Raw genomic sequence first — 20761 nt, forward strand, 5'->3', positions numbered from 1 at the left:
ACCGCACCGACCGATCGGGAGTTCCCCGCCGTGACCCGTCTCCACGTCATCTCCGCAGCCACCCGCCCCACCTCCTCCGGCCGCCCGCTCGCCCAGTGGGTCGCCGAGCAGGCCCGCGCCCGGGGCGACTTCGAGGTCACCCCCGTCGACCTCGCCGAGATCGCGCTGCCCTTCCTGGACGAGCCCGAGTACGCCTCCAGCGGCGTCTACGCCCACCAGCACACCAAGGACTGGAGTGCGCTGATCGAGTCGGCGGACGCCCTCGTCTTCGTGCTGCCGATGTACAACGGCGGCTTCACCGCCCCCTTCAAGAACGCCGTCGACTTCCTCTACAACGAGTGGAAGGGCAAGCCGGTCGGCATCGTCAGCTACAGCGCGGGCCCCACGGGCGGCGTCCCGGCCGCCCGGATGCTGCTGCCGGTGCTCACCCAGGTGGGCATGGTGCCCGCCGAGCGCTCCGTCGCGGTCGCGGGCATCCCGAAGCTGGTCGGACCGGACGGGTTCCTGGCCCCGGAGGGCCTCGCGGACGAGCTGACCGGCGTGCTCGACGACGTGGCACTGCTGGCCGCACAGCGGGCGGGCGAGTCCGTCTCCGCCTGACCGGCGCGCGCGGGCCCTTCGTGCGCCCTTGCGGGCCGTTGGACAATGGACGGTGGCCCGGAAACCATTCGCACGCGCAGCAGGAGGACACGCATGGCAGAGCCCGAGCGGACCGAGCGGAGGCTGCGGCCCGCGCCGCTCCTCTTCGAACCGTCCGAGGTCGTGGCGGATCCGGAGCACTTCTTCGACCTGGAGTCGATAGAGGACCCCCGGGAGCTGCTCGCCCGCGCGACGGAGCTGACTCTGGCGTTCCGGGCCGCGCAGGAGCGTGCGGTGGAGTTCCAGGCGGTGGCCGCGGCACAGCTGGCCGACCCCCGACGGTTCGACCGGCTGTCCCCGGCCGCCATCGCCGAACGGGCGGAGTGGACCGAGGACTACGCCCGCAAGATGATCGAATTCGGCGAATCCCTCCAACGCGGCACCGATACGCCGTAGCAACTCCGGCCCCGTCGGCGTTTGAGGCGCGGGGGTCCGGGGGCGGAGCCCCCGCAGCGGCGCCGCACCCGAGCGTCCGCACCGCCAAGCGCAGCGAACCGGCAGCGGACTGGCATATGCGGGGCGCAACATACACCCGCACCCCCCGCCCCGTCCCCGTTTCCGGTAACTCCTGGAGAGCGGTACGTCACACCGGGTAGACCTGGCGTCATGACTCCCGGCTGCCCCGCACTCGAAGTGGACGTACGTACCGCGCCCGCCACCCACGTCACCCCGCAGGGCGCGCACTGGCTCGCCTCCGCCAGTGCGCATCCGGGGCTGACCCTCGCGGCATGGCAGGCGCGGCCCACCTCACCCGCCGCGCTGCCGTGCGGGGTGGCCTTCGACGTCGTCAACGTGCCGCTCGTGGTCGGCCGCCGGATCCTGGACCTGCTCTGGGCCGAGGGGCCCGGCTGCGGTCCGGTCGCCGTGCACCGGGGGCGGATGCTGCTGTTCGCCGCGCCCGGCACCGCCCACCGGCTGCCCGCGCTGCTGGCGTGGGAGGAGTGGGGAGGTGCGCGCGGCGTTCCGGCGCCGCTCTGCCACGGTCGGGGCGACGCGGTCACCGTGCCCCCGCTGGCCGCCTCGGCCGGTCCTTCGCGGTGGCTGGTGGCCCCCGATTCCCGCACTCCCTGGCTCCCCGGCCCCGACGCCCTGCTGTGGGCTTTCGTCCGCGCCGCCCGAGCTGCGGATATCGATTTTTAGTTCCGCGGAACCTCCTGGTAATGTCTACGACGTCAGCAAGCGCCGCTAGCTCAGTTGGTTAGAGCAGCTGACTCTTAATCAGCGGGTCCGGGGTTCGAGTCCCTGGCGGCGCACAGACGGAAGAAGGCCCCCACTCCTCGGAGTGGGGGCCTTCTTCGTTCATCCGGTCGTTCATCCGGGCGTTCAGGTGGTGATCTTCACCGTGTACGCGCCCGAGGGCGTCCGGTCCGCGACCTCGATCCTGATCCGCTCCCCCGGCACCGTGTACGACTCGCCCACCTCCAGCGGGGCGTCGGCGAGCGGCGGGTACACCGAGTGCTCCCAGCAGGCCTCCGTCCGCGGATGCCCGTCCAGCACCTCGATCGGGCCGCCGCCGGACGCCGCCTCGTTGCGCACCCGGTAGACGAGGACGCCTTCCGTGCAGGTGTTGCCGTCGTTGCCGGCGGAGCCCCGCGCCTCGATGGCGATGGCGCTGCCGGGACCCGTACGGATCACGGCGAGCCGGGTCCCGCCCGTGCCGCCGCTGGGCGGGGCCTGGGACAGCGGTTGCAGGGTGTGGAGCGAGGAGCCCGACTGCACGCAGTCCACCTGGGAGGCGTCCAGCCAACCCAGCTTCCACTTGTGCCAGGCGAAGAGGTCGGGGGCCATGCCGAACTGGCTCCCCATGACGTCCCAGTCGCCGACGTACGTGTCCCAGTCGCCCTTGCCGTCCGTGGGCCGGTGGTAGAGGTCGGGCAGGTCGAAGACGTGGCCGGTCTCGTGCGCCAGCACGTTGCGGTCGGGCGGGTGGCGTTCGAAGACGGTGACGATCCGGCGCAGTTCCGCGCCGTCCGCGACGATCGGCTGCTCGAAGTTGACGACCTTGGTGGCGTCGGAGTCCACTCCGGGGGCCTCCGGGTCGGCGACGAAGTAGACGACGTCGTACTGGGAGAAGTCCACCCCGGGGTCGGCGGCGGCGACCGCGTCGCGCAGGTAGGCCGCCCGGTCCCCGGGGGCCCAGTCGCGCCTTATCCCGTACGCGGTGGACGGCTTCGGCATCCGGATCCAGGTCTTCTGCGGGTGCGGGACCAGGTGGAAGCGGCCGTACGAGGCCTGCTCGAAGAAGTCGCTGGTGGACGGGAAGTGGTCGGCGGCGATCTGCGCGGGCGTCAGCGCGGGGCGGTGGTCGGGGAACGAGAGGAAGACCATCACCGCGTTCAGGGTGCGCTCGGGCTTGGGGTAGGCGCCGTTCCAGGAGTCCAGGCCGAGCGAGTGGTGGGCCGCCGTGCGGGTCAGCGCGCAGGGGCCGGCCCCGGAGTCGGCGACCGCGGGGCCCGCGACGAGCGACATGGCGGCGAGCGCCGACAGCGAGGTGAGCGCGGCAGCCGCACTGCGGAGGCGGGAGCGGTCCACTCCCCCGGGTGTCTGCTGTCGCGGCACATCGACCTCCGGTGGTGGATTTCTACCCTCTCGTCCCACCTTGAGGCGATTGTCTTACTAATGCCTTGTTCCGCTGCCCCACACGAGTGAGCAGTACGGCAAGTCGGTGACCCCCGGACTTCACGCCACCACCTACAGAACGTCACGACCGATCACGCGAGATCAACAGGGGACTCCGTGTGCTCACAGCCGCACAGAAACGATCGCCCGTCCTTTGGTCAACGGTTCGTCATCACTCCGAACCACCCCCGGCCGTACGGCGACGCCGCTGGATAGGGCCTCCCGACTGCCTCTATGATCGGCACACTTTCCTGCACGGACACCGACACGCACTGCGGGAGCCAACGGTGAGCGGAACCCCAGAAGGAACCGGTTCGGCGGCCGACAGCATCCGCTCGGCCGTCACGGAGCGTCACCCGGCCGTGTCGGCCACGGCGAGCCCGCCCCGCGCCGAGGCCGAACGACGCGACTACCGGGCCGCCTTCAACGCGGCCCACCTGCCCATGGCCGTCGTCGACCGGGACGGCTACGTCGTCACCGCCAACCAGGCGTTCGCCGGACTGCTCGGCGCCGAGCCGCACGAACTCGCGCACCGGTGCGCCGCCGACCTGGTCGACCTGGCCGCGGAGGCCCGCACCTGGGCCGCGTACCAGGAGGTGCTCCGCGGGCGGCAGGCGCGACTGCGCTGCACCCGGCGCCTCAAGCACCCCGACGGGCACTCGCTGTGGACCGAGGTCACCCTGGGGCCCGTGCCCGGCACCGGCGACGTCCTGCTGTCCGTCGCCGACATCAGCGACCGCCGCGACCTCCAGGCCCGGCTGCGCCACCTCCAGATGCACGACCCCGTCACCCGGCTGCCCAACCGGGCGCTGTTCTTCGAGCGGCTCTCCGCCGCCCTGGAGGCCTCCTCGTACGAGTACGGGGGCGGCACCGGCCGGATCGGGCTCTGCTACCTGGACCTCGACGGCTTCAAGGCCGTCAACGACACCCTCGGCCACCGCGTCGGCGACCGGCTGCTGACCGCCGTCGCGGCCCGGCTGACCCAGTGCGCCGACCAGTCCGGATACGGGCGTACGGGCGGCCACCTCGTGGCGCGGCTCGGGGGCGACGAGTTCGCCCTGCTCGTGGAGGACTCCACCGGCACCGAGCAGCTCGCCGACCTGGCGCGGAGCGTACTGGCCGCCGTACAGGAGCCGTTCGACCTGGCCGGGCAGCGGCTGTCCGTCTCGGCGTCCATCGGGGTGGTGGAGCGCGCGACGGCCGGGACCTCGGCGACCTGCCTGATGCAGGCCGCCGACACGACCCTGTACTGGGCCAAGGCGGACGGCAAGGCCCGCTGGACCCTCTTCGACCCGGAACGCAACGCGCACCGTATGACGCGGCAGGCGCTCTCCTCCACCCTGCGGCCGGCGGTGGAGCGGGGAGAGTTCGCGCTGGAGTACCAGCCTCTGGTGGACCTGGAGAGCGGGGCGCTGCGGGGCGTCGAGGCCCTGGTGCGCTGGAACCACCCGCAGTTCGGCACCCTGACGCCGAATCGGTTCATCGGGATCGCCGAAGAGGACGGCTCGATCGTCCAGTTGGGCCGGTGGGTGCTGCGCACGGCGTGCCGGCAGGCCCGGCGCTGGCAGATCGAGCAGCCCAGCGACGCGCCGGTGTTCGTCTCGGTCAACGTCGCGGTGCGCCAGGTGTGGGACTCCGACCTGGTGGGCGACGTCGCGGAGATCCTCGCCGAGACGGGGCTCGCGCCGCAGCTGCTCCAGCTGGAGCTGACCGAGTCCGCGGTGATGGGCTCGGCGGGCCGGCCGCTCCAGGCGCTCCAGGCCCTCAGCGACATGGGCGTGCGCATCGCCATCGACGACTTCGGCACCGGGTACTCGAACCTGGCCTACCTCAGCCGGCTGCCGGTCTCGGTCCTGAAGCTGGACGGCTCCTTCGTGCGCGGCTTCCGCTACGAGGAGGGCACCCACCCGAATCCGGCCGACGAGACCATCGTCGAGGCCCTGGTCCAGCTCGCGCACCGGCTGGGCCTCACCGTCACCGCGGAATGCGTGGAGACCGCGGGCCAGGCGGCGCGGCTGCGGCGCGTCGGCTGCGACACGGGCCAGGGCTGGCTGTACTCGCGTGCCGTCCCGCCGGACGCGATCGCCCGCATGATCCGCCGCCAGGTCGCCGCCGCCGCTGCCGCTTCCGTTTCCGCTTCGGCCGAGCAGGACGGGCCCGCCCCGCACCCCCTGGTCTGAGGCAGCTCCCGCCCCTCTCGTAACAAAACAAAACGAAACGGAATCCGGCGGTCATTAATGATCATCGGGTTTAGCCTGAAGTCGACCCATTCGCCGCCGGACCACGGCGAATCGCTCGACCGAGGGGGAACCTCCATGAACACGCGCCGCGTCGCGCTCGCCCTGACCGCCGCCGCCCTGGCCCCGGCCCTGCTGCTCTCCACCCCGTCCTTCGCCGCCACGGCCCCGGCCACCACGCCGGTCTGCGGGGCGACGGCCAAGGTCGGCGCGAAGGACACCGACAACGCCTTCACCATCGTCAAGCTGCTGACCGACCGCGCCTGCGGCAAGGGAGTGATCCGCGAGGCCAACGCGGCCCTCTCGGGCACCCCGCAGGACCGCGTCACCTTCCTGACCACGGGCCTCGCCCGCGCGCGGGACGAGGACAACGCGGTCGCCATCCTCCGGCTTCTGGCGGGCAAGCCGGGCCGGGCCGTGGTCCGCGAGGCGAACGAGGCCCTGAGCGGCACCGCCGCCGACCGCGCCACGTTCCTGGCCACCGGCCTGCGCCTCGCCCAGGCCGAGGACGACCGCGTCACCGTGCTGCGCGTCCTGGCCCGCCCGGGCATCAGCGACGCCCTGCGCGCGGCGGCCAACAAGGCACTGGACGGCACCCCGGAGGACCTCCGGTACTTCGTGACGGTCGGCCAGTTCCAGGTCTGATCCGGGCCGCCTCCGGCGGGGTCCGCCTGCTCAGAGACTCCGGATGAAGGCCGCGAAGGCCTCCGGCGCCACGGTGAAGGCGGGCCCGTCGGGGTTCTTGGAGTCCCGGACGGCGACCTTGCAGGGCTGGGCGGCCACCTCGACACATTCCCCGCCGGTGTTTCCGCTATAGCTGGACTTACGCCACCGCGCGTTGGCCAGGTCCTGGTTGGTGCCCATAACGTTCCTCCATTACGCGGACAATCAATGCCGCCGAAGCCTCCACGGAGAGAGCAGCAGCCTGCACGTGAGCGTAACGAAGCGCGGCTTCTTTGACGGTGTCAGGGTTGGCCGTCATGTGTCCGGAGATCAGGTCCTCCGAATAGACCATGTCCGGTTCAGCGTCGAACCTCATGGCGGTGAACGAGCCGATGAGGCTGGCATGTTCACCTGCCGCAAAGGGCAGCACCTGGATCCTCACCCATCGCTTGTCGCGAAAGCTCAGCAGATGGGCCAGCTGGTCCCGCATGACATCCAGGCCACCGATCGGCCGGTACAGCGCGGCTTCGTCGAGCACGACCCACACCATGGGCGGGTGGTCCCGCTCCAGGATCCGCTGGCGATCCAACCTCGCGGCCAGCACGTCGTCCAGCCCATCCGGCATCCCGGTCGCCAGCACGGCGCGCGCGTATTCGGACGTCTGTAGCAGCCCGTAGACCAGCTGCGCCTGATACGTGGAGATGTACGACGCCCTGGCCTCCATTGCCGCGAACGGCTGAAACCACGTCGGCAACGCACTCCGCAGGACCAGGCCCACCAGTCGTGAGAAGTGCCCGTCCGTACCGAGGGCCGCGTCCACCCGTTCCGAGAAGTCCCGCGTCGGGACCCGCTTGCCGTTCTCGACCATGCCGATCAGCGACCCCGTGCAGAAGATGATCGCGCCCAGCTGCGCCTGTTTCAGCCCCGCTTCCTCCCTCAGCCGCCGCAGCTCGAAGCTGTAGTAGTCCAGCGGCGAGGCGCTGGGATCGATGTCGCGGGCCTGGACCATGAGACGGCACCCCCAAGCGGAACCAAGCGTATGGCCGAGCGTAGCGATGCCGACACGGAGAGGTGTCCGGAATGCGGCAACCATGTGACACACCTCCGTCCCGCCCCTGGAGAGAGGGGACGGGACGGAGGGTCGCTCGGCGCGGGGTGGGGGGAGATCAGCAGGCGCCGAGGTCCTTCCAGACACCCCATTCACCGGTGGTGCCCGGCGTCTCGTTCTGCGTCCACCACTGGGCCTTGTACTTGCGGCCGTTGTACGAGACCTCCTGGCCGCCCGTGTAGACCGTGCCCGCGACGTACGCCGGGGTCGAACCGCAGCCCGCGGGCGGCGTGGTCGGCGGGGTCGTGGTCGGAGGCGTGGTGGTGGGCGGAGTCGTGGTCGGCGGGGTGGTGACCGGCGGCTGGGTGGCTCCGCCGAGGGCGTCCGAGATCTGGTTCAGCAGGGTGGTGTTGTTGTCCAGGCCGAGCAGGGAGTACATCATCGCGCCGGCCAGGCCACGGCTCTTGCCGTAGTCGACCCGGGCCTGGATGGACCTCTGGTTGAGGCCCGTGAACCACTCGCCGTCCTTGTAGAAGTACGAGGCCTTGGCCTGGTCGTCCCAGAAGGTGGTCGCCGCGTTGTCGACGATCCCGCCGAGCTCCTTGTAGTTGGCGATGCCGGCCTGCTGGCTGGTGGGCCGGGCGCCCGAGGCTCCGGTGGCCGGCTGGGCGAGGCCGCCCGCCGTGCCCGCCGGGACGCCCTTCCAGCCGCGGTAGTAGAACTCGTAGCCCAGCGTCAGCTTGTTGGCGGGGAAGCCGCCCGTGATGCCGTAGGCCGGGTTGCCGTCGATCCAGGAGTCGATGGCGTTGTCGATGCTGTACTTCTGCGTGCCGGGGGCGATCGGGTCCGTCGGGTCGTTCGCGCCGGAGTACAGCGGGGACTGGTGGTACGTCGGCCCGTCGCCGTCCCAGGCGCCGTGCATGTCGTAGGTCATGATGTTCGCGTAGTCGAGGTACGCGCCGATCTTGTCCGTCTCGATGTACTTGATCTTGTCCTGGCCTGCCGGGAGGGCCGAGGTCAGGAGGTACTTCTTGCCTCCGTTGGCCGCGCCGTAGGCGTCGAGCTGCTCGCGGAACTCCTTGAGCAGGAGCGTGAAGTTCTGCTTGTCCTCGGGGGCGTAGTGGTTGCCGAGGTGCCCGCCCGACGAGCCCGGGTACTCCCAGTCGATGTCGATGCCGTCGAAGATCCCGGCCGCGCTGCCGGCGCCGCCGTAACCGCCCTCGACCGGCAGGTTGCCCTTGATGTACTGGTCGATGCAGGAGGAGACGAGCTTCTTGCGGGAGGCGTCGGTCTTCGCCGCGTCGCTGAAGTACTTCGAGTACGTCCAGCCGCCGATCGAGATGTTGATCTTCAGGTGGGGGTACTTGGCCTTCAGCTGCTTGAACTGGTTGAAGACGCCGACGATCGGCTGGTCCCACTTGTCGGCGACCCCGCTGACGCTGTCCGCGGCACTGAAGGACTTCTGGTAGTCGGCGTACGAGTCGCCCGCGCCGTCGCCGGCGTTGGGGTTGTTGTCGTCGCCGGCCGCCTTGTTGGCCTCGAAACAGGTGAGGTTGGTGGGGTGGATGTTCCCGAAGGAGTAGTTGATGACATCCAGCTTGCCCGCTATGCCGCGCGTGTCGAGGTGCTTGGGATAGAAGGCGTTCCCGTACACGCTCCACTGGTCGTAGTAGGCGATCTTCACGCCACCGCTGCTCACGGTGGCGCCGGAGTCGGCGGCCTGTGCGGCGCCGCCGAGTCCGGCGAAGGCCGCCAGCGATCCGGCGGCGAGCGCGACCGTGGCGGCGGCCGCGACGAGGGGTTTGCGGATGTGCATGGACTCGCTCCGTGGGGGTGGGAGGGGAACGCGGCAGATCAGGTGGGAGAAGTGATAGCGATCGCGCGACACCCGAGTCAATGGTTTGGACCAAAGAAGGACTAGACCACTCCCCGCACAAACCCCTTGGTCAGAGACCTGAGAGCACGTCAAAAACCGCCCGCCACACATGGTGACGAGCGGTTTAAGGGTGCCTTAGGACACCTCGGCGCAAGGTTTCGGCAACAAACCAGCCGAACTCCGTTCGCACACGTCAGACCGACCAGCGCTCGCGCATCGTCTGCACCTCGCCCTCGGCGTCGAGCGTGATCCCGTAGATGTTGCCGTGGCGGGAGAAGGGCTCCTTGATGGTGCGGTGCTCCTGGCTCAGGCACCCGTCGATGTGGGCGTCCATGGCCTCGAAGACGCTGACGTCACGGTGCAGGCCCACCTCGACGATCTTGACCCCGGCGGGCGGCGTCGGCGGCTTGCCGCAGTCGTTCCCGCCGCCGCCCGACCCGGCGGGGTCGGCCTTGGCGCAGCCCGCGGGCGCGGAGGCGGACGGCTTCGCAGTCGCGGACGGAGCCGAGGACGGGGCTGTGACCGGATCCTCGCACCATGCGGACACCACCGGCCACCCCGGCTACCGGACCGGCATCCCGTACGCGTCCGCGACCAGCTCGTACGAGCGCAACCGGGCCTCCCCGCCGTGGGCGTTGGCGGTCAGCATCAGCTCGTCCGCGCCCGTGCGCTTCGCCAGTCCGTCCAGGCCCTCGCGGACCTCCTCGGCGCTGCCGTGGACCACGTTCGCCATCCACCCGTCCACGAACTCCCGCTCCAGCGGCGTGAAGGCGTACGCCGCCGCCTCCTCGGGCGTCGGGATCAGACCCGGCCGACCGCTGCGCAGCCGCAGCATCGACAGCGCGCCCGTCAGCACCTGGGCGCGGGCCTCGGCGTCGGTGTCGGCGGCGAGTGCCGCGACACCGATGACGGCGTACGGGGCGTCCAGCACGGCCGAGGGGCGGAAGCTCTGCCGGTAGAGGTCGAGCGCGGGCAGGGTGCCGGCCGCCGAGAAGTGGTGGGCGTACGCGAAGGGCAGGCCGAGTTCCCCGGCCAGGCGGGCGCTGAAGCCGGAGGAGCCGAGCAGCCACAGCGGCGGCCGACCGGTGGGCCCCTGGACGGGCCCCGGTACGGCGTGGACGCGGGCATACGGATGCCCGTCCGGGAAGTCGTCGTCGAGGAAGCGGGTGAGTTCCGCGAGCCGCCGCGGGAACTCGTCCGCGGCCTCGTCGAGGCGGCCGGGCCCGCGCAGCGCGGCGGCCGTGCGGCCGTCGGTGCCCGGGGCGCGGCCGAGCCCGAGGTCGATCCGGCCCGGGGCGAGCGCCTCCAGGGTGCCGAACTGCTCGGCGACGGCGAGCGGGGCGTGGTTGGGCAGCATGACGCCGCCCGAACCGAGGCGGATCCGGGAGGTGTGCGCGGCCAGGTGGGCCAGGATCACGGCCGGGGAGGAGCTGGCGACCCCGGGCATGGAGTGGTGCTCGGCGACCCAGTGGCGGTGGTACCCGCGGGACTCCGCCAGTCGGGATATGGCCACGCTGGTGCGCAGCGCCTCGTGGGCGGTGCGGCCGGCCCCGACGGTGACGAGGTCCAGCACGGAGAGAGGTACGGGCGCCCGGCCATGGGCGGTGCCGCGGATCGCGTCTCCCGCCGCTCCGCCCTCGCGGCCCGCACCTTCCGCACCTTCCGCACCGTCCGCGCCGTCCCGCCGCCGCGCGTCCCCGGTGTCGCTCATGGTCTCTCCCGTCCCGTGCCCACGTCCGTACGAGGAGTTCGAACCGTGGGCGGCGACCGGGCATTCCCGGCACCGGAGGTGAGGATGATGACACTGGCATATGCCATCGGAGTAGCCACAGGCGGGACGGCGCGATTGAGCCATCAATCTCCTCAACAGGCGCTCCACATGGGCCTCTTGATGGCTATCGTGGTAGAGCAAGCGGTAACAACCTGGTAGGGGGAAACCGTGGCGCTGAAGCCCGAGCCGACCGCGCCGTTCCACTCGGTGCAGTACGCCCTGCGCGTACTCGAAACGATCGCACGGCACACCGGCGGTGTGACCGATGTGCAGATCGCGCGTGAGACCGGCCTGCCCGCAGTCCATCTCACCCCGATGCTGCTCATGCTGCGCCGGGAGGGATACGTGCTGCAGGTGTCCGACGGCGCCTACGCCATAGGGGATTCCCTCGTTCTGCTCGGCTCCGGCACCGACCGGCAGCAAGCCCTGACGGACAAGCTCCAGGACACCCTGGATCGGCTGCGGGACTCCGTCGGCGCCGCCGTCTACATCAGCCGTTACGTGGACGGCGAGGTCAGGATCACCCAGTTCGCCGACAGCCCGCGCACGCCCAAGGTGCACGAGTGGGTCGACTTCCGTTCCGCCGCGCACGCCAGCGCGGTCGGCAAGTGCCTGCTGACGCAGCTCGACCTCAACGGGCGGCGCGACCACCTCTCCCGGCACAAGATCGCCCGGCTCACGTCGAAGACGATCGTGAACGAGCGGATCCTCTTCTCCAAGCTCGACGCCCAGCCCGCCACCGTGCCGATGCTCGACCTCCAGGAGTACGCCGTGGGCACCGTCTGCGCGGCGGTCCCGATCACGGCCGGCGCCTCGGTGGGCTGCCTGGCCCTGTCGATGCCCGTGGAGCACGCGCACCGGCTGCGCGCCGCGGCGGACGCCCTGAACCGGAAGGCCGCACCGCTGCTGCTGTCGCTCGCCCTGTGAGGCCCGTCCGCCGCGATCGGGGGGCGATCGTGGAGCGGTCGGAAAGCGTGGAAAACACTTCGGGCGGTTTCCGGTGAACCGGAAACCGCCCGAAGTACAGGTGCGCCGCCAGGGACTCGAACCCCGGACCCGCTGATTAAGAGTCAGCTGCTCTAACCAACTGAGCTAGCGGCGCCTGACAAAGAAAATACTACCTGGTCCCGAGGGGTGCTCCAAACCATTACCCCCCCCCAGGCCGGCTAACGGTCCAAGAGCGGCGATCGGCCGTGGGAGGCGTACCGGGCCAGGAGGGCTGAGAGGTCCGGTGGGGACAAGGGGGTGTAGGTCCCGGTCGGGGTGCGGTGCCAGACAGGGTCCGGGGCGCAGCGGAAACCCGCGCGGCGCAGGGAGACCCGGTGGACCTTGTTCGTCGCGGTGACCGGCATGGCCGGAACGATGCGCACGTAGCGCGGGGACATCTTCGTGCCCAGGTCCGGCTGCGCGGCCAGGAAGGCGGCGAAGTCGTCGGGGTCGAAGCGGGCGCCCTCCCGGAGGGAGACCGCCGCCATCACCTGGTCGCCGGCGACCTCGTCCGGGACCGCGTAGACGGCGACCGCCTCCGCCGCCGGCCAGCGGGCCAGGATGTTCTCGATCACCGCGGCCGCCAGGTTCTCGCTGTCGACGCGCAGGCGGTCGTCCGTACGGCCCGCGAAGTAAAGGAAGCCCTCCGCGTCCCGGAAGAAGAGGTCACCCGTCCAGTACCAGCCGTCCCGGGTGCGGGCGGCCTCCGCGTCCGGGTTGCGCCAGTAGCCCTCGAACAGGCTGCGGCCCCGGTTGACCAGTTCCCCTATGGCCTCGGAACCGTTCGACAGCCGCCCCTGCCCGTCCAGGACGGCCGGCGGGCATTCGCGGCCCGTCTCCGGGTCGATCACCGCGAGGTCGTCCCCGGCCCCCGCCCGCCCCAGCGCGCCCGGCGGGGTGTCGGGCGTCCGCTGGACGGAGGCGCCGCCCTCGGTGGCCCCGTAGCCCTCGACCAGCCGGACCCCGAACCGTTCGGCGAAGCGCGCCGCGTCCACCGCGCCGGCCTCGGTGCCGAAGCCGAGCCGGAGGGAGTGCGCGCGGTCGTCCGGGGTGGGCGGGGTGGCGAGGAGGTACTGGATGGCGCGCCCGACGTAGGTGAAGTAGGTCGCGCCGTAGGCCCGTACGTCGCCCAGGAACGCGGAGGCGGAAAAGCGCCGGCGCAGGGCCACGGCCGCACCGCCCACCAGCGCCGGGAGCCAGTCCGCGATCACCGCGTTGCCGTGGAAGAGCGGCATGCAGACGTAGTGGACGTCGTCCTCGCCGACCGAGAAGCTCCGGGCCAGCGAGGCCCCGGCGCCGGCCAGCCGGCCCTGGGAGCAGACGGCCGCCTTGGGGGCGCCGGTGGAGCCGGAGGTGAAGTAGAGGAGGAGGCGGGTGGCCGGCCCGGGGGCGGTCGGCACCACGTCGCCGGGCTTGGCGGCCGCGTAGGGGGCGAGGAGGGCCGCGTACTCCTCGGTGTCCGTGACCAGCATCCGTACGCCGGGCAGGTCCAGGCCGCGCAGGAGCGGCAGGTGGGCGCGTTCGGTGATCAGGATCCGGCACTCGGTGTGCAGGATGTCGCGGGCCAGCTCGGGGCCGCGCCGGGTGGGGTTGATCCCGGCGACGGCGGCCCCCGCGAGGGCCGCCGCCCCGAGCCAGAACGGGAACTCCGGGGTGTTGTCGAGCAGCACCCCGATGTGCGGCTCGGCCCCCGGGGGCATGAGGTCGACGAGGAGCGCGGCGCGCGCGGCGGCCTCCTGGGCGGTCCGGTGGTGGCTGAGGACGTGCCGCCGGGCGTCGGCGCCCTCGTACATCAGCCCGGGCCGGTGATCGCCCCATTGGCGCGCCACGAGCTCCGCGACGGTTTCCGGTGCAGTCGTCGTCCGCATGCCGCCGGAGGGTAGCTGACGAAGCGTCAGAACTGAACGTCGGAGCAGGAGTAGAACGCCATCGGGGTGTCGTTGACGGTCCAGACGGCCAGGATCATGTGGCGGCCGGTCTTCCCGCTGGGCATGGCGCCCTGGTGGACGGTGGTCATGGCGGGCCGGGCGCCGTTGTAGGCGACGGTGAGGAAGGGCTGCGGTTCGAGGTCGGCGCGGGTGAGGGCCTTGGTGCCGGTCCAGCCGTTCTTGGTGATGTAGTACTTGAAGTCGGTGGTGGAGTGGTTGGCGGTGAACTGCCACCTGAAGCTGTAGCTCTGGCCGCTGGTCACGGGCGTGGTGGGCCAGGCGCCGCCGCGCGGGTCGTCGAGTTCCGCGAACTGCGAGAGACCGCCGGAACATATCTTGCCGTCGGCCGGGCCGGCCGCCGGGAAGCCCTTGTAGCCCTCCACGCTCTGCGGCTCCCACTGGATGGCTCCGCAGTTGGAGACGGTCTTGTTGGCGCAGAGCTTCTGGCGGCTGATGGGGGTGTCGGTGTATCCGTGACTGCTGGCGGTGGGGGCGCCGAGCAAGGTGGCTCCGGCGACGAGGCCGAGACCGAGCGCGGCGACGCCGGCCGCCCGTCCGGGCATGCGGAAGGGACGCATGATGCTGATGCTCCTTGAACGTGGGGGGAGGTTCGGGGAGAGCGTGCGCACGCGCGGGATTCGGGTTCCGCTTTTCAGGTCTAGACCAAGTCCCAGATTATTGACGGGAGTTGGCCATGTCCAGACCAATGAGGGAACGGGTGGTCCGGTCGTATCCGGCCACCCGTTCTCCCGCTTCCCGCCGATGGGCCCGGCGCTGCTCCGCCGCTGCTCCGCCGCCGTTCCGCGCTACTCCGCCCGGCCCGTGTAGAAGGCCACGGTGAGGTCCTTCACCAGCGCCTTGCGCTCGTAGTCGTCCAGCTCGACCAGCCCTCGGGAGGTCAGCCGGTGGACGGTGTCGTCCACGGCGTCCACCACCGAGGTCAGCACGGTGTCCCGGTGCTTCGCGTCGATGGCGGCCACCCTGCGGCGGCGCATCGCCTCCGCCACCTCGGGGGCGTACTCGATCCGGGTGGGCTGCGCCGAGTACACCTCGATCCCGACGGCCTCGGTCTCGGCCGCCAGCATCCGGGTCAGCGCGTCACCGACGGCCTCGGCGTCGCGCAGGGTCGGGGCGTCCTCGTGGAAGGCGTCGGCGGGCAGCTGGGACAGTACGCGGGCCATGGCCGATTCGACCTGCTCGGCCAGGTAGTCGACGTGGTCCTCCACGGCCAGCGTCGCCCGGGCCGTGTCCTTGACCTGCCAGACCACCTGGACGACCACCTGGAGGGCGAGGCCGCCCGAATCCACGGCCGGCATGGGGTCGCTCCGCCAGTGGCGCAGGCGTACGTCGACCCGGCGGCGCAGGAGCAGCGGGCTGATCCAGGTCAGGCCGGTGCGCCGGACCGTGCCGCGGTAGCGGCCGAAGAGGGTCAGCACCCAGGCGTGGCCGGTACGGGCGCGGCCGAGGCCGCCGAGGGCGAGGAGGGCGACGATGCCGAGGAAGGCGAGCGGGGGCCAGTGCTGGGCGCGCAGGCCCTGGTAGGCGCGGGGGGTCCCGCCGAAGGCCGCCACGAGGGGGGCGGGGAGGATCCCGGCCCGCCACAGGACGGCGGTGCAGCCGGAGAGGGCGAGCCCGCCGACGACCACGCCGATCCAGCCGGGCAGCACCGGACCGCGGTGCTCCCGCAGCCGGTCGTCGCCGCGGGGGACGCGGCGGCCGGGGGTGGGCCGGGACGGTGTCGGCCGTTGCGGGGCGGGGGTGGAGGTGGAGGCGGGGGTGGAGGTGGGGGGACGCGTGGGCTGCGGCTCCCCGCGGAACGGGAGGTGCACCGGGACCTCGGTGACGGCCGTGCCGCGGCCTGCCGCCGGGCGGAGTCGGGGGATGTCCTGGGTGTCGTCCTCGTCGCCCGCCCGCCCCGGGTCGGGCTCGGCGCGGAGTCCGCGCGCCACCGCCTGGGCGACGATCTCGGCCACGCCGGGGCCGGGGATGCCGGAGGGTTCGGGGTCGGGGTGGCTGCGCAGGCGGAGGGTGGCGGGGTCGTGCGTGTGCGCGTGCTCCGTGGTGGGGGGTTCGGGGTCCGCGGCCTCGCGGGGGGCGGCCACGTGCGGGGTGGTGGGGGCCTGCGGCGCCGCTCCCCCACCCGCCCCTTCCCACGACCGGGGCTCCGCCCCGGGCCCGTCGGGGTTCCCGGCGCCCGGGTCCGGCCCCTCGCGGGGCGGGGCGAGGACGGGTACGGGTGCGGGTACGGGTGCGGGTACGGCCTGCGGCCCGCCGGCCCGTGCCGGGTGCGTCTCCGGCTCGGCGGCCATCGTCAGCGCTGTCGCCGTCGCAGCCGTCGCCGCCGTCGCCGTCGCGAGCAGGGGGGCGGTGGGGTCCGCGGCCTCGCGGGGGGCGGCCACGAGGGGGGCGGCCGCGTGGGTGGTGGGGGCCTGCGGCGCCGCTCCCCTGCCCGCCCCTTCCCACAACCGGGGCTCCGCCCCGGACCCCGGGTGCGCGTGCACCTCAGCCGGGGCCTGGTGGGCCTCGCGCTCGGCGGCCACCACGGCCGCCGGCACGGCGACCCAGGCCGGGGCCTGGTAAGGCTCCGGTTCGCAGAACTCCGCGGCGGGCGGGACCGCGGCCCGGGCCGGGGGCTGGTGCGCTTCCGGCTCGGCGGGCCGGGCATGGGCACGGGCCGGAAGCGGTTCCCGGTCCACGGCCGCCGGCACGGCGGACCGGGCGGGGGCCTGGTACGCGTCCGGTTCGCAGAACTCCGCGGCGGGCGGGACCGCGGCCCGGGCGGGGGGCTGGTGCGCGTCCGGCCCGGCGGGCGCCGTAGGGGCGGAGGCCCCGGCCGGGTGGGCCTGCGGGGCGGCGGCCCATGCCGACGCTCGATCCGCCTCCGGCTCCGCGGGCGCCGGCGGGTAGGCGGAGCGGGCCGGAGTGGCGGGCACGGGCTGGTGGGGGTCCGGCTTGGCCGGAAGGGTGGGGAGTCGGAGGGTGCCCGTGGTCGTGGTGGTGCGGGTGGGGTACATGTTTGCCTCCGTCATGCGAACAGCCGGCGCCAGGTTTCCGGGCCCGGATAGCCGTCGGCCGCCGCACCGCGCCAGCCCTGGGCGCGTTGGAACGCCTCGACGGCACGGCGGTCGGCCTCGCTCCAGCGGGGGCCCGGGCCGGTCCGGTAGTACTTGCCGAAGCCCTTCTTGACCAGTTGGCGGCCCAGCGCGGTGATGGCCTCGTGGGAGGAGCCCGGGCGGAACACCGACGCCCCGGGATAGGCCCGTACGCCGCCCGGACCCGCCGCGCCGCCCACCGGCGGCGGGATGTCCTTGCCCTGGCGGTCGACCAGCAGCCGCCAGGTGTGCGCGCCCGGCATCCCGTCCGCCTCCGCGCCCGTCCAGCCCTGGGCGAGCTGGAAGGCCTGCGTGGCGAGCCGGTCGGAATCGGACCAGGTCTTGCTCGCGCCCTGCGGGTAGAAGCGCGAGGCGCCCCGGTCGATCAGCATTCGGCCGAGCCGGGCGATGTGGTCGTTGCTCTGCCCGGGGCCGAACTTCCCCGCGCCCGGGAAGGCCGCGGATCCCTCCGGCGGCGCACCCGGGGTGTCGAGCCCGCCGACGACGCCGTTGTACCGGTACGGGAGGTACTTCGTCGCGTTGTTCCAGTACCCGTACGGCGTCGCCAGCTTCCGCATCGCCGGGGGCGTCTGTTCGTAGGCGATGTAGTGCGTGCGGGTCTCGTCCACCCACCCGCCGAAGATGGTGACGTGCGAGCCCTTGTTCGGGTTCGCCGGGTTGTGGAAGAGCAGCATGTCGCCCGGCAGCAGCTCGTCCTTCGTGATGCGGGTGGCGAACTTGTCCAGGCTGCCGGTCCATTCGTTGCTGCCCAGGTTCCAGACCATGGAGACGAAGCCCGAGCAGTCCTGCCGGTATCCGTCCGTCCAGTAGTCGGACATGCTGTACGGGACCTTCGCGTCCAGCCACAGCTTCGCCCTGTTGATCATCGTCGTCCGGTCGAGCCGCTTCAGCGCGGCCGCCGGCGCCCCCGGTGCCCCGGGCTTCCCCGCCGGGCCGGCCTTCGGGCCGTGCAGCGGGGCCCTGCCGCCCTGGGGGGTGGACGGGTCGTCGTGCGCCACCGGTCCCGGGGCCGGGGTGGTCACCGCGACGGCGGCCGAGCCGCCACCGCCCAGGACCGCTCCCGCCGCGGTGGCCAGAACCAGCGCGCGCCGTGCGCCGCGCGCCGCGCGATGCCCCCCGTCCCGCAGCGGTATGGCCCGGGCACGGGCCAGTGCGCGGCGACGTTCCGCGCATCCCCGGCAGGGGCAGTCGCCCTCCGGCTCGTACTCCTCGAAGGTGGGCATCGACATCGGCATCCGCTCGGGCGCCGGTGTCGGCTCGTACATCGGCTCATGCATCGGAGGCTGCATCGTCATGCGGTTCCGTCCACTCCCCTGCTCGTCCACTGTTCGGCCGAACCGCGTCTGGCGGGGCATCAGATGCGGTACGGCCAGACATATCGTGCACGATAAACCCCCCAAACATGGGTTAATCGGACAAGGCGGGCGTGGCTGGTCACGAGCACCCCGGGAAGTGGGGTAGAGTTTTCCCTGTCAGCAAGCGCCGCTAGCTCAGTTGGTTAGAGCAGCTGACTCTTAATCAGCGGGTCCGGGGTTCGAGTCCCTGGCGGCGCACAGACGGAGGAAGCCCCTCGCAGTGAAAACTGCGAGGGGCTTCTTCGTTGTGTGGGCGTCTACGCGGCCGTGCCCGGGCGGACGCCCGCACCCGTGAGGTACGCGGACACCACCACGTTGGCCGTGTACTCCTTGGCCTCCTTGTCGTACGAACCCCCGCAGGTCACCAGCCTCAGTTCGGCCCGGCCCGCGACCCGCTGCCCGTACGCCTTGTGCGGGTCGAAACCCGCGCGCTCGTAGACCCGTACGTCCTCGATGGTGAACTCGGCGACCGAGCCGTCCGCGCGCACCACCCGCACCTTGCCGCCCGGCTGCGCCGAGCTCAGGCCGTAGAACACCGCGGGTTTGGCGCTGGTGTCCACGTGCCCCACCATCAGCGCGGTTCCCGCCGCGCCCGGCTGTACGCCCTTGCCCCACCAGCCCACGGTGCCCGGGCTGTCGTACGGGGGCGGTTCGATCGCGCCGTCCTTGTCCAGGTCCCGGGGGATCACCGGGGCCTGGATGCCTATGGAGGGCACGTCGACCCGCTGCGGCAGGGCCCCCGCGAGCGGGGCGCGGGCGGCGGGCAGCCCGGGGCCGACCGTCCCTCCGGGCTGTCCGGCGAGCGGGGCGGGGACCCCGGTGATCTGGCGGCCCCACAGCCACAGCCCGAGCACCAGCACCGACCAGGCGGCGAAGGTCAGCAGCCGCCCGCCGGGGGAACCCTTGGCCTCCGCGCTCATTCGCCGCTGCGTCGGCGGCGCAGGGTCAGCGCCCGGCCGGCCACCGCCAGGGTGGCCACCGCGGCGAGGACCGCGCCGATCACGGTGTGCGGCAGGCCCGGACCGCCTCCGCCGTGCTCCTTCTTGGCGGCAGCGGCCAGCTCCGCTTCGCCGGCCTTCTGCGGCTGCTGCTTGGCGACCTCGGCCGCCATCCCACCGCCGCCCGCGTGGACCGGCCAGACCGGCGAGGCGTGGTGGCTCGGGTGGTGGCCGATCTCGATGGAGCCGGTGACCCTGTCGTGCCCGTCGCAGGTCACCCGGACGGCGTGCCAGCCGGGCGAGGCGTGCGAGGCGATCCGGCCGGACCCGTAGAGCGGGCTGCGGCCGCCGTCGCGTCCGTACAGGTCGATGTCGTCCACGAAGACGGAGGACTTCGCCGAGCCCCGGGTGCCCTCGCAACCGTGGACGCGCAGCTTGACCTCCGCTCCAGGGTGGGCCGGGTTCGGCTCGACCGAGATGCTGCCACCCCGGTCGCCGCGGTCGCCGCGGTCCTCCTCGCCCGCCAGGGCGGTGGGCGCGGCCACCGTGGTGAGCGCCGTCAGGGCGACGGCCACTCCGGTGGCACGGAGAGCGATCAGAACACTGCGCATGGTGAACCTCCTCGTCAAGGAGATTCACGCGCGGCGCGCCGCTCCGCATCCGGAGCGGCGCCGTACGTGTCAGCCCTGTCAGCCGTACGCCTCAAACACGGTTCGCCCCCATGGCCGAACGCGCCGGGTCAGACGAGGTCGACCAGGTCCGCGATCGAGTCGACCGTCTTCGTCGGGCGGTACGGGAACTGCTCGGTGTCCGCCACCGAGGTCAGGCCGGTGAGCACGAGGAAGGTCTGCATGCCCGCCTCCAGTCCGGCCAGTACGTCGGTGTCCATGCGGTCGCCGATCATCGCGCTGGTCTCCGAGTGGGCGCCGATGGCGTTCAGGCCCGTGCGCATCATCAGCGGGTTGGGCTTGCCCGCGAAGTACGGCTTCTTGCCCGTCGCCTTGGTGATCAGCGCGGCGACCGCGCCGGTGGCGGGGAGCGGGCCCTCCGTGGAGGGGCCGGTCTCGTCGGGGTTGGTGCAGATGAAGCGGGCGCCCGCGTTGATCAGGCGGACCGCCTTGGTCATCGCCTCGAAGCTGTACGTGCGGGTCTCGCCCAGGACGACGTAGTCGGGCTCGTGGTCGGTGAGGACGTAGCCGATGTCGTGGAGGGCGGTGGTCAGACCGGCCTCGCCGATGACGTACGCCGTGCCGCCCGGCCGCTGGTCGTCGAGGAACTTCGCCGTGGCCAGGGCCGAGGTCCAGATGTTCTCGACGGGGACGTGCAGGCCCATCCGAGACAGCCGGGCCTGGAGGTCGCGCGGCGTGTAGATGGAGTTGTTGGTCAGCACGAGGAAGGGCTTGCCGGACTCGCGCAGCCGCTTGATGAAGGCATCGGCGCCGGGGATGGGGGTGCCCTCGTGGATCAGGACCCCGTCCATGTCGGTGAGCCAGGATTCGATCGGCTTGCGCTCTGCCACGGACTTCTCTCCGCTCTGGATGTGCCTCTGACCTGTGGTCTGTACCACCACCCTAACGGGCACGGGCC

Annotated in this window: 18 protein-coding genes, 3 tRNA genes and 1 pseudogene; 8 read left to right on the forward strand and 14 right to left on the reverse strand. The window is 72.2% G+C overall.

Translation table 11 applies throughout. From position 1 onward, the window contains the following. The first annotated feature begins 30 nt into the window (after nucleotides 1–30). From ACFYZL_RS13770 to ACFYZL_RS13785, 4 genes and pseudogenes are all read left to right on the forward strand, one after another. Entirely contained in the window at nucleotides 31–600 is a 570-nt protein-coding gene (locus tag ACFYZL_RS13770) for an NADPH-dependent FMN reductase (protein WP_384750278.1), read from the forward strand. Nucleotides 601–693: 93 nt separating this feature from the next. Further along, nucleotides 694–1035, forward strand: a complete 342-nt coding sequence (locus ACFYZL_RS13775; protein ID WP_384750276.1) for a hypothetical protein — start codon at nucleotides 694–696, stop codon at nucleotides 1033–1035. A 210-nt stretch (nucleotides 1036–1245) separates the two neighbouring features. Then, a pseudogene (locus ACFYZL_RS13780) lies at nucleotides 1246–1828 on the forward strand (bifunctional DNA primase/polymerase). After that, a tRNA-Lys gene (locus ACFYZL_RS13785) sits at nucleotides 1819–1892 on the forward strand. The pseudogene ACFYZL_RS13780 and the gene ACFYZL_RS13785 overlap by 10 nt, the downstream one beginning before the upstream one ends. 70 nt (nucleotides 1893–1962) lie before the next feature. On the opposite strand, the gene ACFYZL_RS13790 is transcribed toward ACFYZL_RS13785, so the two are convergent. After that, nucleotides 1963–3198: a M6 family metalloprotease domain-containing protein gene (locus ACFYZL_RS13790; protein ID WP_388678852.1), complete on the reverse strand. Its 1236-nt coding sequence runs from the start codon at nucleotides 3196–3198 to the stop codon at nucleotides 1963–1965. A 347-nt stretch (nucleotides 3199–3545) separates the two neighbouring features. Here ACFYZL_RS13790 and ACFYZL_RS13795 point away from each other — a divergent pair, with 347 nt between their 5' ends. Further along, on the forward strand, nucleotides 3546–5438 hold the full coding sequence (locus ACFYZL_RS13795; protein WP_384750271.1) for a putative bifunctional diguanylate cyclase/phosphodiesterase: 1893 nt from the start codon (nucleotides 3546–3548) through the stop codon (nucleotides 5436–5438). 135 nt (nucleotides 5439–5573) lie between these two features. Next, nucleotides 5574–6140: an ALF repeat-containing protein gene (locus ACFYZL_RS13800; protein ID WP_388678855.1), complete on the forward strand. Its 567-nt coding sequence runs from the start codon at nucleotides 5574–5576 to the stop codon at nucleotides 6138–6140. Between the two features lie 30 nt (nucleotides 6141–6170). Here ACFYZL_RS13800 and ACFYZL_RS13805 read toward each other — a convergent pair whose 3' ends face one another. From ACFYZL_RS13805 to ACFYZL_RS13825, 5 genes are all read right to left on the reverse strand, one after another. After that, the gene (locus tag ACFYZL_RS13805; RefSeq protein ID WP_388678858.1) at nucleotides 6171–6278 is read right to left on the reverse strand and encodes a DUF397 domain-containing protein; all 108 of its coding nucleotides are present in this window, start codon (nucleotides 6276–6278) and stop codon (nucleotides 6171–6173) included. Nucleotides 6279–6318: 40 nt separating this feature from the next. Next, nucleotides 6319–7167, reverse strand: coding sequence for a helix-turn-helix transcriptional regulator (locus ACFYZL_RS13810; RefSeq protein ID WP_388678861.1), 849 nt, complete (start codon nucleotides 7165–7167; stop codon nucleotides 6319–6321). A gap of 157 nt (nucleotides 7168–7324) precedes the next feature. Further along, a complete protein-coding gene (locus ACFYZL_RS13815) occupies nucleotides 7325–9022 on the reverse strand; it encodes a glycosyl hydrolase family 18 protein (RefSeq protein WP_388678864.1) in 1698 nt (565 codons plus the stop codon). A 253-nt stretch (nucleotides 9023–9275) separates the two neighbouring features. Further along, a complete protein-coding gene (locus tag ACFYZL_RS13820) occupies nucleotides 9276–9629 on the reverse strand; it encodes a hypothetical protein (RefSeq protein ID WP_388678867.1) in 354 nt (117 codons plus the stop codon). Nucleotides 9630–9644: 15 nt separating this feature from the next. Beyond that, a complete protein-coding gene (locus ACFYZL_RS13825) occupies nucleotides 9645–10793 on the reverse strand; it encodes an LLM class flavin-dependent oxidoreductase (protein WP_388678870.1) in 1149 nt (382 codons plus the stop codon). A gap of 228 nt (nucleotides 10794–11021) precedes the next feature. On the opposite strand from ACFYZL_RS13825, the gene ACFYZL_RS13830 reads away from it, so the two are divergent. Continuing rightward, on the forward strand, nucleotides 11022–11780 hold the full coding sequence (locus tag ACFYZL_RS13830; RefSeq protein ID WP_384750253.1) for an IclR family transcriptional regulator: 759 nt from the start codon (nucleotides 11022–11024) through the stop codon (nucleotides 11778–11780). A gap of 101 nt (nucleotides 11781–11881) precedes the next feature. Here the strand turns inward: ACFYZL_RS13830 and ACFYZL_RS13835 are convergent. From ACFYZL_RS13835 to ACFYZL_RS13855, 5 genes are all read right to left on the reverse strand, one after another. After that, a tRNA-Lys gene (locus tag ACFYZL_RS13835) sits at nucleotides 11882–11955 on the reverse strand. A gap of 64 nt (nucleotides 11956–12019) precedes the next feature. Further along, nucleotides 12020–13708, reverse strand: a complete 1689-nt coding sequence (locus tag ACFYZL_RS13840) for an AMP-binding protein (RefSeq protein ID WP_388678874.1) — start codon at nucleotides 13706–13708, stop codon at nucleotides 12020–12022. A gap of 26 nt (nucleotides 13709–13734) precedes the next feature. Further along, entirely contained in the window at nucleotides 13735–14346 is a 612-nt protein-coding gene (locus ACFYZL_RS13845; RefSeq protein WP_384749708.1) for a lytic polysaccharide monooxygenase, read from the reverse strand. A gap of 228 nt (nucleotides 14347–14574) precedes the next feature. Then, nucleotides 14575–16782: an SPFH domain-containing protein gene (locus ACFYZL_RS13850; protein ID WP_388678878.1), complete on the reverse strand. Its 2208-nt coding sequence runs from the start codon at nucleotides 16780–16782 to the stop codon at nucleotides 14575–14577. Nucleotides 16783–16793: 11 nt separating this feature from the next. Beyond that, entirely contained in the window at nucleotides 16794–18110 is a 1317-nt protein-coding gene (locus tag ACFYZL_RS13855; RefSeq protein ID WP_384749716.1) for a peptidoglycan-binding protein, read from the reverse strand. Nucleotides 18111–18360: 250 nt separating this feature from the next. Here ACFYZL_RS13855 and ACFYZL_RS13860 point away from each other — a divergent pair. After that, a tRNA-Lys gene (locus ACFYZL_RS13860) sits at nucleotides 18361–18434 on the forward strand. A gap of 59 nt (nucleotides 18435–18493) precedes the next feature. On the opposite strand, the gene ACFYZL_RS13865 is transcribed toward ACFYZL_RS13860, so the two are convergent. From ACFYZL_RS13865 to ACFYZL_RS13875, 3 genes are all read right to left on the reverse strand, one after another. Beyond that, nucleotides 18494–19156 carry a class F sortase gene (locus tag ACFYZL_RS13865; RefSeq protein WP_388678881.1) on the reverse strand — a complete coding sequence of 221 codons (663 nt, stop codon included), beginning with the start codon at nucleotides 19154–19156 and terminating at the stop codon, nucleotides 18494–18496. After that, nucleotides 19153–19785 carry a hypothetical protein gene (locus tag ACFYZL_RS13870; RefSeq protein WP_384749701.1) on the reverse strand — a complete coding sequence of 211 codons (633 nt, stop codon included), beginning with the start codon at nucleotides 19783–19785 and terminating at the stop codon, nucleotides 19153–19155. The genes ACFYZL_RS13865 and ACFYZL_RS13870 overlap by 4 nt, the downstream gene beginning before the upstream one ends. A gap of 128 nt (nucleotides 19786–19913) precedes the next feature. Further along, entirely contained in the window at nucleotides 19914–20693 is a 780-nt protein-coding gene (locus tag ACFYZL_RS13875) for an HAD-IIA family hydrolase (protein WP_376655647.1), read from the reverse strand. Between the last annotated feature and the right edge of the window lie 68 nt (nucleotides 20694–20761).

The organism is Streptomyces sp. NPDC001717, assembly GCF_042892775.1.
Lineage (GTDB): Bacteria > Actinomycetota > Actinomycetes > Streptomycetales > Streptomycetaceae > Streptomyces.

Excerpts from the sequence above, each read along its gene's own strand:
- ACFYZL_RS13855 (WP_384749716.1), bottom strand. The coding sequence starts at position 18,110 with ATGTCGATGCCCACCTTCGAGGAGTACGAGCCGGAGGGCGACTGCCCC.
- ACFYZL_RS13800 (WP_388678855.1), top strand. The coding sequence starts at position 5,574 with ATGAACACGCGCCGCGTCGCGCTCGCCCTGACCGCCGCCGCCCTGGCC.
- ACFYZL_RS13840 (WP_388678874.1), bottom strand. The coding sequence starts at position 13,708 with ATGCGGACGACGACTGCACCGGAAACCGTCGCGGAGCTCGTGGCGCGC.
- ACFYZL_RS13850 (WP_388678878.1), bottom strand. The coding sequence starts at position 16,782 with ATGTACCCCACCCGCACCACCACGACCACGGGCACCCTCCGACTCCCC.
- ACFYZL_RS13865 (WP_388678881.1), bottom strand. The coding sequence starts at position 19,156 with ATGAGCGCGGAGGCCAAGGGTTCCCCCGGCGGGCGGCTGCTGACCTTC.
- ACFYZL_RS13815 (WP_388678864.1), bottom strand. The coding sequence starts at position 9,022 with ATGCACATCCGCAAACCCCTCGTCGCGGCCGCCGCCACGGTCGCGCTC.
- ACFYZL_RS13825 (WP_388678870.1), bottom strand. The coding sequence starts at position 10,793 with ATGAGCGACACCGGGGACGCGCGGCGGCGGGACGGCGCGGACGGTGCG.
- ACFYZL_RS13775 (WP_384750276.1), top strand. The coding sequence starts at position 694 with ATGGCAGAGCCCGAGCGGACCGAGCGGAGGCTGCGGCCCGCGCCGCTC.
- ACFYZL_RS13845 (WP_384749708.1), bottom strand. The coding sequence starts at position 14,346 with ATGCGTCCCTTCCGCATGCCCGGACGGGCGGCCGGCGTCGCCGCGCTC.
- ACFYZL_RS13870 (WP_384749701.1), bottom strand. The coding sequence starts at position 19,785 with ATGCGCAGTGTTCTGATCGCTCTCCGTGCCACCGGAGTGGCCGTCGCC.
- ACFYZL_RS13810 (WP_388678861.1), bottom strand. The coding sequence starts at position 7,167 with ATGGTCCAGGCCCGCGACATCGATCCCAGCGCCTCGCCGCTGGACTAC.